Genomic DNA, 13,700 nt, shown 5'->3' on the forward strand with positions numbered 1-13,700 from the left:
GCCCAGGAGGCCGGTACGGACCTCCTGGGCACCACATGCTCGTGCGTGTGCGGGTGTGCGGGTGTGCGGGTGTGCGGGTGTGCGGGTGTGCGGTCAGCCGTCCGTCGCCGTGACGTCCGCGGCGTAGACCAGGGCGACCCGGTGGTTGTACTGGACGGTGTACATCGCCTTGGCGCCGGTGACGACCCTGCCGCTGGACGGGAAGAAGTCGTCCGTGAGCGACGGCGCCGTCGTGGCCACGTACGCCTGACCGGCCGGGACGGTGTACATGCTCAGCGGGGCTTGCGTCGACGGAGACAGACCGGCCGGGTACTCGGAGGCGTCCGGGTAGCTGGAGCCGTACACCGCCACCGGCGCGTCGCCGGCCGCCGAGATCACCTTCACGCCGTGGGCGGGCGCGGTGTTGCAGCCGTGCGGATTGTAGAACCACACCTTCGAGCCGCCGTACCAGATCGCGGTCCAGTCACCGTCCCGGTCGGCGACCACGAACTGCTGTCCCGCCGCGGCCATGGCACCCCAGTCGTTGATCCGGTCGGTGCCGGCCGCCCCCGGGTGCAGCGCCTGGTCCCCGAACAGCGGCGCCGTGTCGCTGGGCCCGGTGCGCAGGTAGAGGAAGTCCGACGGCTGCTGCGTCTCGGTGCACGCGGTGGTGGCGCCGGTCGGGTCGTCGGAGGGACAGATCTGTACGGTCTGCAGGTTGTCCTCGAACCGGGGTGCGATGGTCACCACCGACCCGACGGGACCGACGCCGTGCCGCCCGGTGTGCACCCCGAGCAGGCTCATCAGGTGGTTCCAGTCCCAGGACGGGCCCGGGTCCCAGTGCATGCCGGAGACGAGGGACGACTTCGGCCCGGCGACGTTGTCGTGGCCGATGACGTGCTGCCGGTCCAGAGGTATGCCGAACCGCTCGGCCAGGTACTTGACCAACTCGGCCGTGGCCTCGTACTGCGCCTCGGTGTACCAGGTGGCACCGTGCGCGGCGTAGCCCTCGTGCTCGATGCCGATCGAGTGCATGTTGGTGGAGTAGTTGCCCGCGTGGAAGGCGAGGTCCTTCGTCGGCACCATCTGCGTCACCGCGCCGTCCGAGGACCGCATGACGTAGTGCGCGGCGGACCCGCCCGGCTGCGTGAAGAAGTTGACGGCGGCGTCGTACGACGACTCCGTGTCGTGGATGACGATGCTGTCGATCCGGATGCCGTTGGCGGGCCGGTTGGAGACCTGCCCGTTGGACGCGGCCGCCGGGACGAAGGTGCACGCGACCGTGGCCGGGCACTCGGTGTCGGTGGTCGCGGCCGACTTCAGGTCCAGCGCTTTCAACTGCCCGCTGCGCGCGACGACATCGCTGTCCGCCGCCAGCCTCACCTGCTCACCGTCGGCCGTGGTACGGCTGACGCCCTTCTCGATGGCGGCGAACACGCGACCGGCGAAGGCGGCGGCGCCCTGCCGCTCACCGGCCTGGCTGTAACGGGCCACGGCCCCGTACCAGTTGCCGGGATCCGCCGACCTCGAACCGGCCACCGCCTCCTGGTAGGAGGCGAGCAGCGCCGCACCTCCACGAATATTGGCCGCCGGCTCGGTACGCAACTCCTCCACCGACAGCCCGGTCAGCTTCGCGGCGCCCTGCACGGTGTGCAGGGCGGGCTGCGCAGCGAGCTTCGCCACATCCCCACGCCCCACGGCCCCCGCGTCGCCGCCGGCCATCATCGCCGGAGTCACGTCCGTGAGGTGCATCGGCCCGAACCCGCCGTCGGTGCTGTGCTGTCCGGCGTGCGTGTCCCACGCCGACTCCTCGTACGCCACCGCCAGCAGCACCTGCCGCGGCACGTGATACGCGTCGGCGGCGACCGCGAACTCCTGCTGCAGCGTGGTCGCGCTGTCCGCGGTCCCGCCGTCGGCCAGCGCCGGCACCGGCACAGCCGCCCCACCCGCAACGGCGAGCGCGGCAACGGCGGTCAACAGAACCGGCCGACGACGCCTCGACGCGGCGTCCCCGCGTCTGGAATTGCTTGAGCTCATGAAAAAGTCCCCGAACCTCGGCGGATCATTGGCGGACTGGAGGATGCACACGACGGGCCATCGGTTCACATCCCCCGACCCGGTACGCGCTCGGCCCCGCGCCCTACGCGGAGCCCCGTCCGTCGACGCCTGGAAGTGGATGATCCCCCTGCGCAAGAAGTGGAGTCAACTCAACCTCCTCAAACGACACTTGAACGCGCTGAGGACAACCCCACACAACGACGGCCACCACCGGCCACACGGACGCGGCAACCGAGGAACGCTGCGGAAGCCTGCCCGAGGAGTCTTAAACACCCTGCCCGCGGAGCCTCCGGAACCCTGCCCGAGGAGTCCCCGGAAACGGCCGGTCACACCTCCGACGCGCGCAACGCCCGTGACTCGCGAACCGGTTCCAGAAGGTCAGGCCAACGGCCCCCTGCGACCCACCCAAGGGCCGTCCAACGCAAGCCCACCCCGCCCTTCCCAGCCGCCCGCTCGCTTCTTCCCCGTGCTGGAGTGAGCCGAGTCAAGGGTCGGCCGAAGGCCGATCGGCGCCAGCCGACGCGGACGCGGAGCGCAGCGGAGCGGGAGCGCCCTTTACTCGGCTCACGGAAGCACGACACTGCCGAAGAAGCGGGCGGTTGGGGCAACTTTGCAGCCGACGGCTGAGCAGCCGACGTGTGCAAGCCTTTACGCATCGACATGCTTGCCGAGTTGGCCCATGCACTGCGGGTGGCTCTCGGTAATCGACCGGCATGGATTGGCTACGAGAGGTGCGCCGCGTACTCACGCCCCCGCCAGGCCGAGCGCTGCGTACAAGGCCTCGACGACCGTCTGTACGACTGGTCGACGAAGCTCAGCACACCAGCCCGTAGAAGTCCCGCACCCATCACGGAAGTTCAAGCACCCCCTCGACCTGGAAGGTCGGGATTTCCCTGACCTCGGGATCGTTCCACTGGATGGTGGACGTAGCCAGCGGCATCAGGCCTACGCGTTTTGTCAGGTTAGGGGTGAGATGGTGGAGGCGTATGCCAGTTTCCTCCAGCGGGCCCGGTGAGATTGTCCGTGATCCTCGACAGCCGGTTAGCTAGCGGCTTTCTGACTGAATGGGGCTAGGGTCTTTATGAAGCCTTGCCATGCAGCGTTGCTCAGTATCAGCTGCGGTCCCGAGGCGACCTTGGAGTCGCGTACTGTGATTGCCTCGGCGAGAGCTGCTACTTCGAGGCACTCGCCCCCCATGCCGTTGCTGTAGCTACTTCTGTGCCACTGTGTGCTGGGCGATGGCATCATCGGGAATGCTTCTCCAAGAGTCTGGTGATCAGTAGGGCTGAACGTTGAGGGCTGAGTGCCAGGGCCCTGAGATGATCAAACGCCTTCGCGTAGAGGGCCACGTCCTCGCGTTCCTCGAGGTAGACCGAATCGGTGAGGCCCTCTCGGTAGACCACGTCGGGGTCCTCATGCTCTGGGAATCCGAGGATCGTGTACGACCCGGTGGTGGGGTAGGCGCCCGCGTCGAACGGCAGGATCTGAACGGTCACGTTCTTCAACTTAGCGATTTCCAGCATACGTTCGAGCTGACGGATCATAACCTGCCGGCTGCCGACGATGTGCTCCAGCGCGCTCTGGTGGACAACAGTCCATAGGTCGGGCGCGCTCTCTCTGGTGAGTAGCTCCTGACGGCGCATCCGGACGTCGACCATGCGCTGAATGTCCTCCGGAGTGTGGTCCACCCACGCGCGGCACTGCTCGGCTGCGTATTCGGCTGTCTGCAGTAGGCCTGGAACGAACTCTGCTTGGTAACTGCGCAAGTTGGAGACGGCCTGCTCAAGGCCGACATACACGGAGAACCAGGCCGGGATCGCATCGCCGTGGGCGTGCCACCACCCCTTCGTCTTGGACTCCCTGGCCAGCGACTTCAGGAGATCGCGTAGCTCTTCAGAGGTCGTGTAGAAGCGACAGAGCGCATCGACGTCCGAGGCTTGTACGCGCCCCTGACCCGTCTCCATGCGACTCACCTTGGAGCTGCTCCAGTCCAGCTCTTTGCCTACCTGGCTACAGGTGAGGCCACTCTCCTCACGGAGCCGCTTGAGCTCGATCGCAAGTCGGCGACGGCGAGCCGTGGGGGATCCGGCCATGTCAACTCCTCGTGGGTTAGCGGAACATCCATCCCATCGGAAGAGGTGCGAAAGACCAATCACCCTAACGAAGGAATCCCTTCGTGCACGTTGCAGGAAGGGATTCCCCGCTGCGAATCTGTCACTGGGAGTCATCGGAAAGTGCCAGTGCGCAACGGTGCGTGTGGAAGGTGAGCAATGGCGATCTACGTAAGCGGGCGTGTCGCTCGGGAGCCCTGGCGGCACGAGTTCACTGCCCATCCGAAGGAAGTCACACAGCTGCGGCGGATGGTGAGGCTCCGGCTCCTCCTGTGGGGGCTGCGCGATCACGTGGACATGGCGCAGATTTGCGTATCTGAGCTGGCGACCAACGTCATTCAGCATGTCGGCGAGGGCACACCCGCGACGCTGCGCATGGAGGTCAACGGGCCGCATCTGCGTTTGGAGGTTGAGGATCCCGATCCGCGGGCGTTGCCCACCCTGCTCGCTGCCAGCGATCTCCTGGAGTCGGGGCGGGGGATGGCGTTGGTCGACGCGGTGACCGACCACCGATGGGGTGTGGTCCTTCGTGGCGAAACGAAGGTGGTGTGGTGTGAGCTCGCGGTGGGAGCCTCCGCCGACTGTCGGCCGACAAACGGTCCTCGCATCATGCGGGCTGCGGCGATCCTCGAACTGTATGGATCTCGGCCGCGGCGGAGTGGTGGAGGCATGGCCGGAGGTGCCGGCCTGTTGAGTCTGGCGGTGGCGGAAGAAGCCGCCGTTGCGGTCATGACCGACGTGATGCATTGGCTGCGTGCACACGGCCATGACCCCGACGACGTACTCGACCGGGCCCAGACTCACTTTGAGGCTGAGATCGGTGGGCCCGTGTGAAGGCCGTTGATTCTGCTAACCGGCGGCGATAGCGGAGTACGACCACACATCCGCAGGCAACTCGTGGTGCAACTGCCAAGTGATGGCCATGGGTTTGCTGCCCTCATGCCGGACATATGTTGCAGGTCCAAGCAGCATCCACGGTTGGGCCTTGCCGATGTCGGTGTCCTTGTAGCGCCGCATGAACAGCAGCACGTGGCTTCCGCGCTGAGTGTGCTGTTGGTAACGCAGTCCAGTGGGTGAGGTGTCTGCGGTTGTGCTCTGGGACTCCCAGTGGAAGAGGGCAGGGCTCAACGCGTAGTCCTTGTACCGGACGGTGGGGGAAAAGTCCTTCTCGTTCTTCTCGAGAGTGATCAGCAGAGCGTCCGTCTGGTTGGGTTCGTCCCACAGGACGCCCTGGGCGAAGGACCCGGGCATCTGCCCGCCGAGGCGAGCGACGCCAAGCGCGGCCAGGATCTCGGAGCGGTTGTACGCACTGTGGATCTTCAGCGGGATGTGCGCGTGCGGGCCCTTCAGGGAGATGGGGAAATGGTCGGCATGGCCCATCACGTGGTCGAGGACCTGGCGCAGTTCGCTACGGAGAGCCTGTTGCACGCGCAGTGAATCAAGGCCCTCAGTAAATGAGGTGAAACCACCAGCTTTGTCCCAGAGGTTAAAGAAGAGCATGCGCGCGTACGCGGCGTCCCTCGGGTTCAGAGCCTCGTACGACGGGGCGTCGTCACTCAGCAGCCGGGTATACGCGTCAGCCCGCTCGAGGTCGTCGACGTGCAGGAATGCGTGCACGCGCTTCAACAGGTCTTCCTCACCCGTCTGTTCAGGTAGATCGGCCAGGCCGGCGCGGCGCAAGACGGACGTCCACGAGTTGTTCGACTTGTACAACTCCTTGATCTCGCGACGACTCTCCCTGAGATAGTCGGCAAGGAATGGTGTGTTGAAGGCCCTGACCTCCTTGGCAAGGGTCTGGATGGTCGCCTTGATCTGCGTACGGATGTTCTCCAGTACGAGGTCCTTGGACTTGCCCTCAAGGATGATCTGGCAACCGGACGGCAGCAGAGGAAAGTCACGCTCAGCGTGGTCAAGAAGCCGGTTGCGGGACAGGTTGGTCATCGCACGGAACTGTTCCTCAAAGCGGAACTCCGCACGATGCTGGCCGATGAAGTCAAGCACGGTGAGCACTGGCTTGTCGGGCGTGCGGCGCAGGCCTCGGCCGAGTTGCTGAAGGAAGACCGTGGCGCTGTTCGTGGGACGCAGAAGCAGCAGCGTGTCGACGTCAGGGATGTCCAAGCCCTCGTTGAACAGGTCTACGGAGAAGATGACCTGGATCTCTCCGGCCTTGAGCTCGGACAGGATCCGGTCACGGACCTCGGGCTTCGACTCGCTGTCCAAGGCCGCAGCCTTGAACCCTGCCTCCTGGAAGCACTTCGCCATGAAGTGGGCGTGCTTCCTGGTGACACAAAAGCCGAGCGCCCGCATCTGCGATGGGTCGGATACCTTGTCCCGCACCTGCTTGATGGCGATGCGGGCCCGGAAATGGTCGGCGGAGAACAAGTCGCCGAGCTGGCTCTGGTCGTACGTTCCCGTACGCCAGTTGAGGCGGGTGAGGTCCGTGCCGTCGGGCACACCGAAGTAGTGGAACGGGCAGAGAAGGTCGTTGTCGAGCGCCTCCCATAGCCGCATCTCGGCGGCGATCCGGCCCTCGAAGAACTCGTCCTGCACGTTGAGTCCGTCGGCACGCTCAGGAGTGGCAGTCAGACCGAGGAGTTGCTTCGGTTTGAAGTGGTTGAGGACGCGGCGATATGTCGTAGCCGTAGCGTGATGGAACTCGTCGACGACGATGATGTCGAAGTGTTCCGGGTCGAACTGCTCGAGTCGCTGGTCGGTAAGGGACTGGACGCTTGCGAAGACGTGCTCCCAGTCGCGGGGCAACTCGCCGCTGAAGAGGGGCTCGCCGAAGGACGCGTCATCGAGCACTTCGCGGTACTTGCGCAGCGACTGCTTCAGGATCTCTTTGCGGTGTGCCACAAAGAGCAGCCGCGGGTACTGCTTGTTGCCCCACTGCTTATGCAGGGAGCGGTAGTCAAGGGCGGCCATGACGGTCTTGCCCGTGCCGGTCGCTGCGACCAGCAGGTTGTGGTGGTGGCCGCGGACCTCACGCTCGACACGCAGCCGTTCCAGCATGTCGGCCTGGTGTGGATACGGCCGAACCTCAAGGCCCGAGAGGCTGATCTTGTCGTCCTGGCCGGACGTCGAGCCACCCGCCACGCCCAGCGCCTCGTCCAATTTGCGGGCGTCGCGATCCGGGTCATAAGCCTCAAAAGCAATGTCATTCCAGTACGAGTCGAAGCTGGCCTCGAACTTCGTCAACACGGCAGGTGTGGCGATGGACGACAGGCGGACGTTCCACTCCAAGCCGTCAAGAAGCGCGGCCTTGGAGAGATTGGAACTGCCCACGTACGCGGTGTCGAAGCCGCTGTTGCGGCGGAACAACCAAGCCTTAGCGTGCAGGCGCGTCGAGCGAGTCTCGTAGTTGACCTTCACTTCCGCGCCGAAGTCACGGACGAGACGATCGAGGGCGTGCCGGTCGGTGGCGCCCATGTACGTCGTGGTGATGACACGAATAGGCACACCGCGCTGGGCAGCTTCGCGGAGGGGGCTCTCCAGAACACGGATGCCGTACCACTTCACGAACGCGCATAGCAGGTCGATGCGGTCCGCCGTGGCCAACTCGGCGCGCAGTTCGCTGCCGAGGCTCGGGTCTTCGGGGGAGTTGGTGATGAGCGCGGTTTCGGACAGTGGTGTCAGCGGTCGTATCGCGTAGACGCCGGGGGCCTCTCTCTCGGCGAGAGCCAGGAGCTGGCGGGGACCGTCGGCGACCAGGTCGACAGCGTCACTGTCTTCGAGCTCGGCAGAGTTGGTGGCAAGGGATTCGATGATCTGGTTGGCAACGGCGACGCGTTTGTCATTCGGCAACTGGCTGAGTCGTCGTCCTATGGCTCTGCCGACGTGTCGGGCGAGCACATGGGGTGAAGATTCCTCGCTGACCTCGTCATCGATGGCCTTCCAGCCATCAGCACTCAGCTGCTCCATCTGCTCTTGCATGCGCCGGGTGACGAGTTCCTCGTAAACACCCGCGACAGGCTGAGACAGGTCCCCCGGCTGAGCCACGCTGATTCCCCAATCCCTCATGCACAGCAGTGGCTCTGTTGTAGCAGGTGACGCTGACAGTCCCGAGGGAAGACTTCGGTTTCTCTGCAGTTATCGTGGGACCGCCCGCTTCTTGGCCATTGTCGTGCCTCCGCGCCCCGCCTCAAGGGCGCTCCAGCTCCGCTGCGCTCCGCGTCCGCGTCGGCTGCGCCGATGGCCCTGCGGGCCACCCTTGACCCGGGCCGCTCCGGCACGGGGTAGAAGCGAGCGGGCGGCCCGGGGAAAGTGGGCGGCTTGCCGGACTGTGCCTCGGGTGGGCTGCGGTCGCGGCCGGAGTTGGGGCGCGTCTGGCGGGTGGGGGGCCGCCGGGTGCTTGGGCGGCTTGGAGGCCGTGGAAGGCGTCGCGCACATGCGAACCCGGTAGACATACCTTGTCTCCGCGCAGGGACGAGTGCTGCGTGTGAGCGATATCGGTTGACGGGCGGACAGCTGGCTGCCCGACGCCGGGGGGTACCGCTGGAGTGAGCCCATCGCACTCGGATACTGGGCTTCGGAGAAGGGGCGGCGGGGTGCGGAGGACATGGTCGTCCCGGGTGGTGCACTGCTGACGGCCTTCGAAAACGCGCGGCATGTCCGGAGCGAGAAGGACAGGGCGGCTCGGCAGAAGGGGGAGGCGTCGCGATGAAGGAAGGGGAGATTCCGGGCCACTTCGACGGGCGAGGCCGCGTCGAGTTCAGCCTGAGCGGGCTGGAGGCGGGGCAGTCCGACATGATCACCGCGATCGGGTTCGAGTTCGGCTACGACCTCGCGGCGACCGAAGTACGGAGCAGGAGCACGATGAGCCTGGTCTTCGTACGGAACGACTCCCCGACAGCTCGTCAACGGGCCACGCAGACCCATGACCGACTACGTGCCGGAGGCCCGCTTCTCATGGCGTGGGCCGTTCAGGCGCCCGGCACTGGACATGCGGCGCCGCAGACCACCCTCACCGCCGTCGAGTTGGCGTCGAAACGCCGAGGCCTCGCCGCCTACGAGAGCAACGGCGTCCGCGGGCTGGTCGTCCTCGTCGCCGTGCTCGGCGTGGGCTGCCTCGTTCTCGCGTGGGCGCTGCGCCACGGACCTGTCGCAGCTGTGGTGCTGGCGGCGTTGTTCGCCGTGGCCCTGGCCGTCCTGGCGGCGTTCGTTCCCTCTCTGACGAGGCGCTGGTACGAGAAGAACCGGCGGCTGGTGGATCTCTACGACCAGCAGCGAGCCGCCGGAGTGGGGCCTCCTCCACCCCCTCCCAGCCGCTTCGGCCAGGGAGGGTAGGGGAGTGAGGCCTCAGGTCGCCCACTCGGAGAAGTGCTACGCCCCGGTCGTCGCCGGCATTCTGCGGAGCCTGCGTTTTTCCGGTGGCGGCCGTCCCTGACGTCGCCCACGGGGAGATCGACTCAGGCGGTGGGACTTCCGTGGCACTCCGCGTACGCCTGCCCCACCCCGCACCAGCAGTCCGACGTCCGCTGCGGCGGCCAGGCCACCGCTCGCCCCCGGGCCGCCAGTGTTGTTGCGTACTGCGGGAGGAGGGCGGTGTCGGACGGGGACGAGCCCTCTGAGGCGGCGAAGGCCTCGTAGGAGGGGACGGTGCCTGTGACGATGCCGAGGTTGCCGGTGCCGGAGGTGGAGAGTTCGCGTAGGGAGGTCTCTATGGTCGCGAGGTGCTCGGGGTGGGACGGGTACTCCGTGGCCAGGTCGGGGTAGGCCGAGAGGAGTTCCGTCAGTTCTTCCGCCGGCCAGTGGAGGACTGCTACCGGGAAGGGGCGGGAGAGGGCCTCTCGGTAGGTGCCGAGTTCGGCTCGGAGTCGGGAGATTTCTGCCTCCAGCTCCTGGGGGTTGTCGGAGCCCAGGGACCAGACGCGCTTGGGGTCGTGGAGTTCGTCCAGGGAGATGGGGGACGAGTGGAGGGTGTCGGCGCGGGCGTCCCAGTCGTCGTGGGGGAGGCCGAGCATGCGGCGGACCCGGTGGCGGCCGAACAACACCGGGCGCGTGGCGTAGGGGGGTTCGGCCACGTCCGTGAGGAGGAGGGTCGCCGCCTGCGTGAACGTGTCGTGGGCCGCCTCCAGCTCGTCGTGGGATTCGAGGGACTCCGCGACGATCACCCAGGGGGCGGGGTCGCGGGGGGCCGTGGCCCGGATGCCCTCGATGATCGCCCTGGCCTCTGCCTCGTGGTCGTACTCCCACAGGTTCGACGCCTTGAGGGCCCGGACCAGGGGCGCGTTCTCCAGGGTGTCGGGGGTGGCGAGGAGCCGGTCGTAGAGCGCGGTGGCGGCGGGGCGGTCGTCGGCCAGTTCCAGGTGGGCCGCGGCCTGGAGGAGGAGGGCTTCGGCGTCCTCGGGGTAGCGGCCGGCGGTCCGCTCCAGGCGTGCCGCTTCGGCGGTGTGGTCGACGTTCTCGGCAGGCGTGTCGGGGCGCATGAACGACACGGTACTGCCCGGCGGTGACAAAGAAGAGATAGGGATCGGGGGCAGTCGGTGCAGTCGATGCGGTCGGTGGTGAGGGGAGTCGTCCGTGCGGTTCGAGTTCGGCGGGTGTGTGGTGGAGTGGCGGGGGCCCGCTCCGTACTACTTCGTGCCGGTGCCCGAGGAGGAGTGTGAGGAGGTGCGGGCCGTGGCGGGCATGGCCTCGTACGGGTGGGGGGTCGTGCCCGTTGAAGTGACCTTGGGTGGGGTGGGTGGGGTGGGTGGCTTGGTGTTCGAGACGTCCCTTTTTCCCAAGGACGGGGGGTATCTGCTGCCGTTGAAGAGTGCGGTGCGGAAGGCGCAGGGGGTGGCGGCGGGGGACGAGGTGCGGGTGGTGATGCGGGTGCGGGTCGGGTAGCGGATGGGGGGCGGCGGGCGCGGTGAGCCGCGTGACCCGCCGCCGGGCCGGTCGGGTCAGATCGTCACGCCGTCGATCTGGAGGGTCTGGACCGCCTTTGCCGCCACCGACACCGCCACCGTCTTTCCGGACAGGTAGGTGTCCGAGTACGACTTGTACGCGTCGCCGCCCGTCGTCACCGTGTTCCAGCGGGGGACCAGGCCGTTCGTGCCGCCGGTCACCGTCGTGAAGCCGGAGAGGTTGAAGGTGAGGGTCTGGGCGGAGGTGGCGGTGTTGAGGGCCACTATCACCAGGCGTTTGGCCGAGGAGTCGTAGGCGGCCACCGCGTTGCTCACGCCCGTGTCCAGGATCTTCATCCCCGGGCGGATGTGGCGGCTGAACTGGGCCATCACGTAGTACTTGGTGGTGACCGCGCCGGCCGCCAGGGTGCTCGCGTCGTACGCGATCATCGCCCAGTTCGTGGACGGGTCCATGACCTGCCAGTAGACCCAGGCGGTGGGGTGCAGCCAGCGGAAGTCGTAGAGCAGGTTGAAGGCCATGGTGTAGCCGGTGCCGTCGTTGTCGCCGGTCTCGGAGTTCCAGAGGGCCTTGCCGGCCGTCGTCACGACGTCGGTGTAGAGGAGGTCGCGGCGGCCGCCCGAGCCCTGGTAGCCGTGGACGTTGACGCGGTCCACGTAGCCCTTGGTGGTGGAGGAGAAGGAGCTCCAGGTGGTGCGGGCCAGGTCGTAGCTCGTCTCGTCCGATGCGGAGATCTTCGTGGCCGTCAGGCCTCGGCTGTTCAACTCGCTGCGCAGGTAGGGGAGTACGGCCGACTGGACCGTTGAGTCGATGTGGCAGCCCTCTTGGGTGCCGGTCGCCGTCCACCAGGAGGAGGACGGTTCGTTGAAGGCCTCCACCGTCGCGAAGTTCACGCCCCAGTTGTTCTTGGCGTAGAGGGCCACGGAGGCGAGGTGGGAGGCGTGCTGGCGGTAGTTCCAGGACTGGAGGTTGTTGCCGCCGTCGGCGGCGCCGGACGGGTTGTGGTTGTAACACATCCACCACATGGGGGAGTTGGCGAAGAGCTCGGCGGTCGCGCCGCGGTTCACGGCCTTCACGAGCATGGCGCGCTGGGTGGCGTCGGCGGTCCAGTCCCAGGCCGAGGAGGTGGGGTCCTCGTTGTTCCAGTCCTGCCAATAGCCCTCGATCTGTTTGAAGGAGGGGATGTTGGCGGAGGCGACCATCGATTCGCCGTTCACGCTGTTCCAGCTGCACGCGCCCAGGTTGTAGCGGGCGATGTTCAGGCCGAGGCCGGGCAGTGAGGTGCTGTTGTACGTCGTCGACTTGGTGGTGAAGAAGATGTCGGCGAAGTCGTCGCGGGTGCCGAAGACGTTGCCCCACCAGGCCAGGGAGGTGCCCCAGCCCTCCCAGGTGCCCCAGGAGGTGGACGGGCTGACGGCGATGGTGGCGTCGGCGCGGGCCGTGCCGGTGGCCAGGGCGCTGCCCAGGAGGCCGCCGCCCGCGGCGGCCAGGAGTGTTCTGCGTCGGATCATGGCTGTTTCTCAACCTCTCCGTGCGGCTCAAACACCGGTTCCCGGACCGGCGTTGACTCGTCCCCCCGCATGCCAACAGGAAGCATCGGGTGTGGTGCGTGAGGTTGTCGAGGGTTGTGACGGCCGTTTCTGACAGTGGTTTCTAAAACCCGTGGAGGAAGAGGGTGTGGGGAGGTGCGGTGACGGGTGGCCGCGCGGCTCTGGTGAGTTGGCGGCGGGCGCCCTATCGTGCGGGACCGGCCGGGGACCGGTGACACCGGCCTGGGGTCGGTGAGACCAGCAGGGCCGGCGGGAGGTGCGCGGTGCGGGTCGTGGGGCATGGTGAGCGGCGGTGGCGGGCCCGGCGTCGGCGGGCGCTGTGGACCGGGGGCGAACTCCTCGTCACGGTGGGCGTGGTGCTGATGCTCCTGGTCGTGCACCAGCTGTGGTGGACCAACCGGGAGGCGAAGCAGGGGGCTGAGCGGAAGGTCGAGGCCCTGGAGCGGGAGTGGGGCGGCGGAGGAGGAGCGGTGGACGGCTCCGGGGGATCGGGGAGCGGCGGGGGGAAGGGCGGTTCCGGTAAGGCGGGGTCCGCGGGGTCCGGCCGTACCACCGGGGCCGGTGGGGCCGGTGGGGCGCGGACGTCGTACACCACCCGGGTCGTCGCCTCCCAGGCCTACGCCGTCCTCGTCATCCCGCGGCTCGGGCTGCGCGTGCCGGTCGCCGAGGGCGTCAGCAAGCCGAAGGTGCTCAACCACGGGTACGTCGGTCACTACCCCGGCACCCAGCAGCCGGGCCAGGCCGGGAACTTCGCGCTCGCCGGGCACCGGAACACCCACGGTGAGCCGTTCCGGTACCTGCCCCGGCTCCGGCTCGGGGACCCGGTCGAGGTGGAGACGGCGTCGGCGACCTACACGTACGTCGTGGACCAGGTCCTGCCGCGGACGTCGGCGCGTGACTCGGGGGTCGTACGGCCCGTACCGCGGTCGGTCGTGAAGCCGTCGTACGGGTACACGGAGCCGGGGTACTACATCACGCTCACCACCTGCACGCCCGAGTTCACGTCCCGGTACCGGATGGTGGTCTGGGGGAAGCTGGTGTCGACGCGGCCGCGGGCGTAGGGCGAAGGACACAAGGCCGGGGGGCGCGGTTGCGGTGATTCATGCGGCTGTCCGGGGGGCTTCCGGACGTGCCGCGAGGGGGAGACGCGCGT

Annotated in this window: 10 protein-coding genes; 4 read left to right on the forward strand and 6 right to left on the reverse strand. The window is 67.3% G+C overall.

The annotated features are described in order from the left end of the window. Positions 1-93: 93 nt before the first annotated feature. The 3 genes from ACFY0K_RS11230 to ACFY0K_RS11240 all read right to left on the reverse strand — a co-directional run bounded on the left by ACFY0K_RS11230 (position 94) and on the right by ACFY0K_RS11240 (position 4,130). A complete protein-coding gene (locus tag ACFY0K_RS11230; protein ID WP_390639601.1) occupies positions 94-2,016 on the reverse strand; it encodes an N-acetylmuramoyl-L-alanine amidase in 1,923 nt (640 codons plus the stop codon). A 1,062-nt stretch (positions 2,017-3,078) separates the two neighbouring features. Beyond that, positions 3,079-3,285 carry a DUF397 domain-containing protein gene (locus ACFY0K_RS11235; protein WP_390639603.1) on the reverse strand — a complete coding sequence of 69 codons (207 nt, stop codon included), beginning with the start codon at positions 3,283-3,285 and terminating at the stop codon, positions 3,079-3,081. After that, complete coding sequence (locus tag ACFY0K_RS11240; protein WP_390639604.1) at positions 3,282-4,130, reverse strand: helix-turn-helix domain-containing protein; 849 nt, start codon at positions 4,128-4,130, stop codon at positions 3,282-3,284. The genes ACFY0K_RS11235 and ACFY0K_RS11240 overlap by 4 nt, the downstream gene beginning before the upstream one ends. Before the next feature lie 177 nt (positions 4,131-4,307). Here ACFY0K_RS11240 and ACFY0K_RS11245 point away from each other — a divergent pair, with 177 nt between their 5' ends. Continuing rightward, positions 4,308-4,982, forward strand: a complete 675-nt coding sequence (locus ACFY0K_RS11245; protein ID WP_390639605.1) for an ATP-binding protein — start codon at positions 4,308-4,310, stop codon at positions 4,980-4,982. Between the two features lie 15 nt (positions 4,983-4,997). Here the strand turns inward: ACFY0K_RS11245 and ACFY0K_RS11250 are convergent, their stop codons facing one another. Further along, positions 4,998-8,168: a DUF3427 domain-containing protein gene (locus ACFY0K_RS11250; protein ID WP_390639606.1), complete on the reverse strand. Its 3,171-nt coding sequence runs from the start codon at positions 8,166-8,168 to the stop codon at positions 4,998-5,000. 639 nt (positions 8,169-8,807) lie between these two features. Between ACFY0K_RS11250 and ACFY0K_RS11255 the strand changes: the two genes are divergently transcribed. Then, on the forward strand, positions 8,808-9,434 hold the full coding sequence (locus ACFY0K_RS11255; protein WP_390639607.1) for a hypothetical protein: 627 nt from the start codon (positions 8,808-8,810) through the stop codon (positions 9,432-9,434). 122 nt (positions 9,435-9,556) lie between these two features. Here ACFY0K_RS11255 and ACFY0K_RS11260 read toward each other — a convergent pair whose 3' ends face one another. Next, positions 9,557-10,576, reverse strand: a complete 1,020-nt coding sequence (locus ACFY0K_RS11260) for an SEC-C domain-containing protein (RefSeq protein WP_390639608.1) — start codon at positions 10,574-10,576, stop codon at positions 9,557-9,559. 94 nt (positions 10,577-10,670) lie between these two features. Between ACFY0K_RS11260 and ACFY0K_RS11265 the strand changes: the two genes are divergently transcribed. Further along, positions 10,671-10,979 (forward strand): DUF1905 domain-containing protein, encoded by a 309-nt coding sequence (locus ACFY0K_RS11265; RefSeq protein ID WP_351958146.1) that lies wholly within the window; start codon positions 10,671-10,673, stop codon positions 10,977-10,979. 56 nt (positions 10,980-11,035) lie between these two features. Here ACFY0K_RS11265 and ACFY0K_RS11270 read toward each other — a convergent pair whose 3' ends face one another. Beyond that, positions 11,036-12,508, reverse strand: coding sequence for a beta-1,6-galactanase (locus tag ACFY0K_RS11270; protein ID WP_390639609.1), 1,473 nt, complete (start codon positions 12,506-12,508; stop codon positions 11,036-11,038). 311 nt (positions 12,509-12,819) lie between these two features. On the opposite strand from ACFY0K_RS11270, the gene ACFY0K_RS11275 reads away from it, so the two are divergent. Beyond that, complete coding sequence (locus tag ACFY0K_RS11275; protein ID WP_390639610.1) at positions 12,820-13,608, forward strand: class E sortase; 789 nt, start codon at positions 12,820-12,822, stop codon at positions 13,606-13,608. The last annotated feature ends 92 nt before the right edge of the window (positions 13,609-13,700 follow it).

The organism is Streptomyces sp. NPDC001507, from assembly GCF_042894765.1.
Taxonomy (GTDB): domain Bacteria; phylum Actinomycetota; class Actinomycetes; order Streptomycetales; family Streptomycetaceae; genus Streptomyces.

What these genes read in the sequence shown, in the direction of transcription:
- ACFY0K_RS11230 (WP_390639601.1), bottom strand. Translation starts at nt 2,016, where the DNA reads ATGAGCTCAAGCAATTCCAGACGCGGGGACGCCGCGTCGAGGCGTCGT.
- ACFY0K_RS11235 (WP_390639603.1), bottom strand. Translation starts at nt 3,285, where the DNA reads ATGATGCCATCGCCCAGCACACAGTGGCACAGAAGTAGCTACAGCAAC.
- ACFY0K_RS11240 (WP_390639604.1), bottom strand. Translation starts at nt 4,130, where the DNA reads ATGGCCGGATCCCCCACGGCTCGCCGTCGCCGACTTGCGATCGAGCTC.
- ACFY0K_RS11245 (WP_390639605.1), top strand. Translation starts at nt 4,308, where the DNA reads ATGGCGATCTACGTAAGCGGGCGTGTCGCTCGGGAGCCCTGGCGGCAC.
- ACFY0K_RS11250 (WP_390639606.1), bottom strand. Translation starts at nt 8,168, where the DNA reads ATGAGGGATTGGGGAATCAGCGTGGCTCAGCCGGGGGACCTGTCTCAG.
- ACFY0K_RS11255 (WP_390639607.1), top strand. Translation starts at nt 8,808, where the DNA reads ATGAAGGAAGGGGAGATTCCGGGCCACTTCGACGGGCGAGGCCGCGTC.
- ACFY0K_RS11260 (WP_390639608.1), bottom strand. Translation starts at nt 10,576, where the DNA reads ATGCGCCCCGACACGCCTGCCGAGAACGTCGACCACACCGCCGAAGCG.
- ACFY0K_RS11270 (WP_390639609.1), bottom strand. Translation starts at nt 12,508, where the DNA reads ATGATCCGACGCAGAACACTCCTGGCCGCCGCGGGCGGCGGCCTCCTG.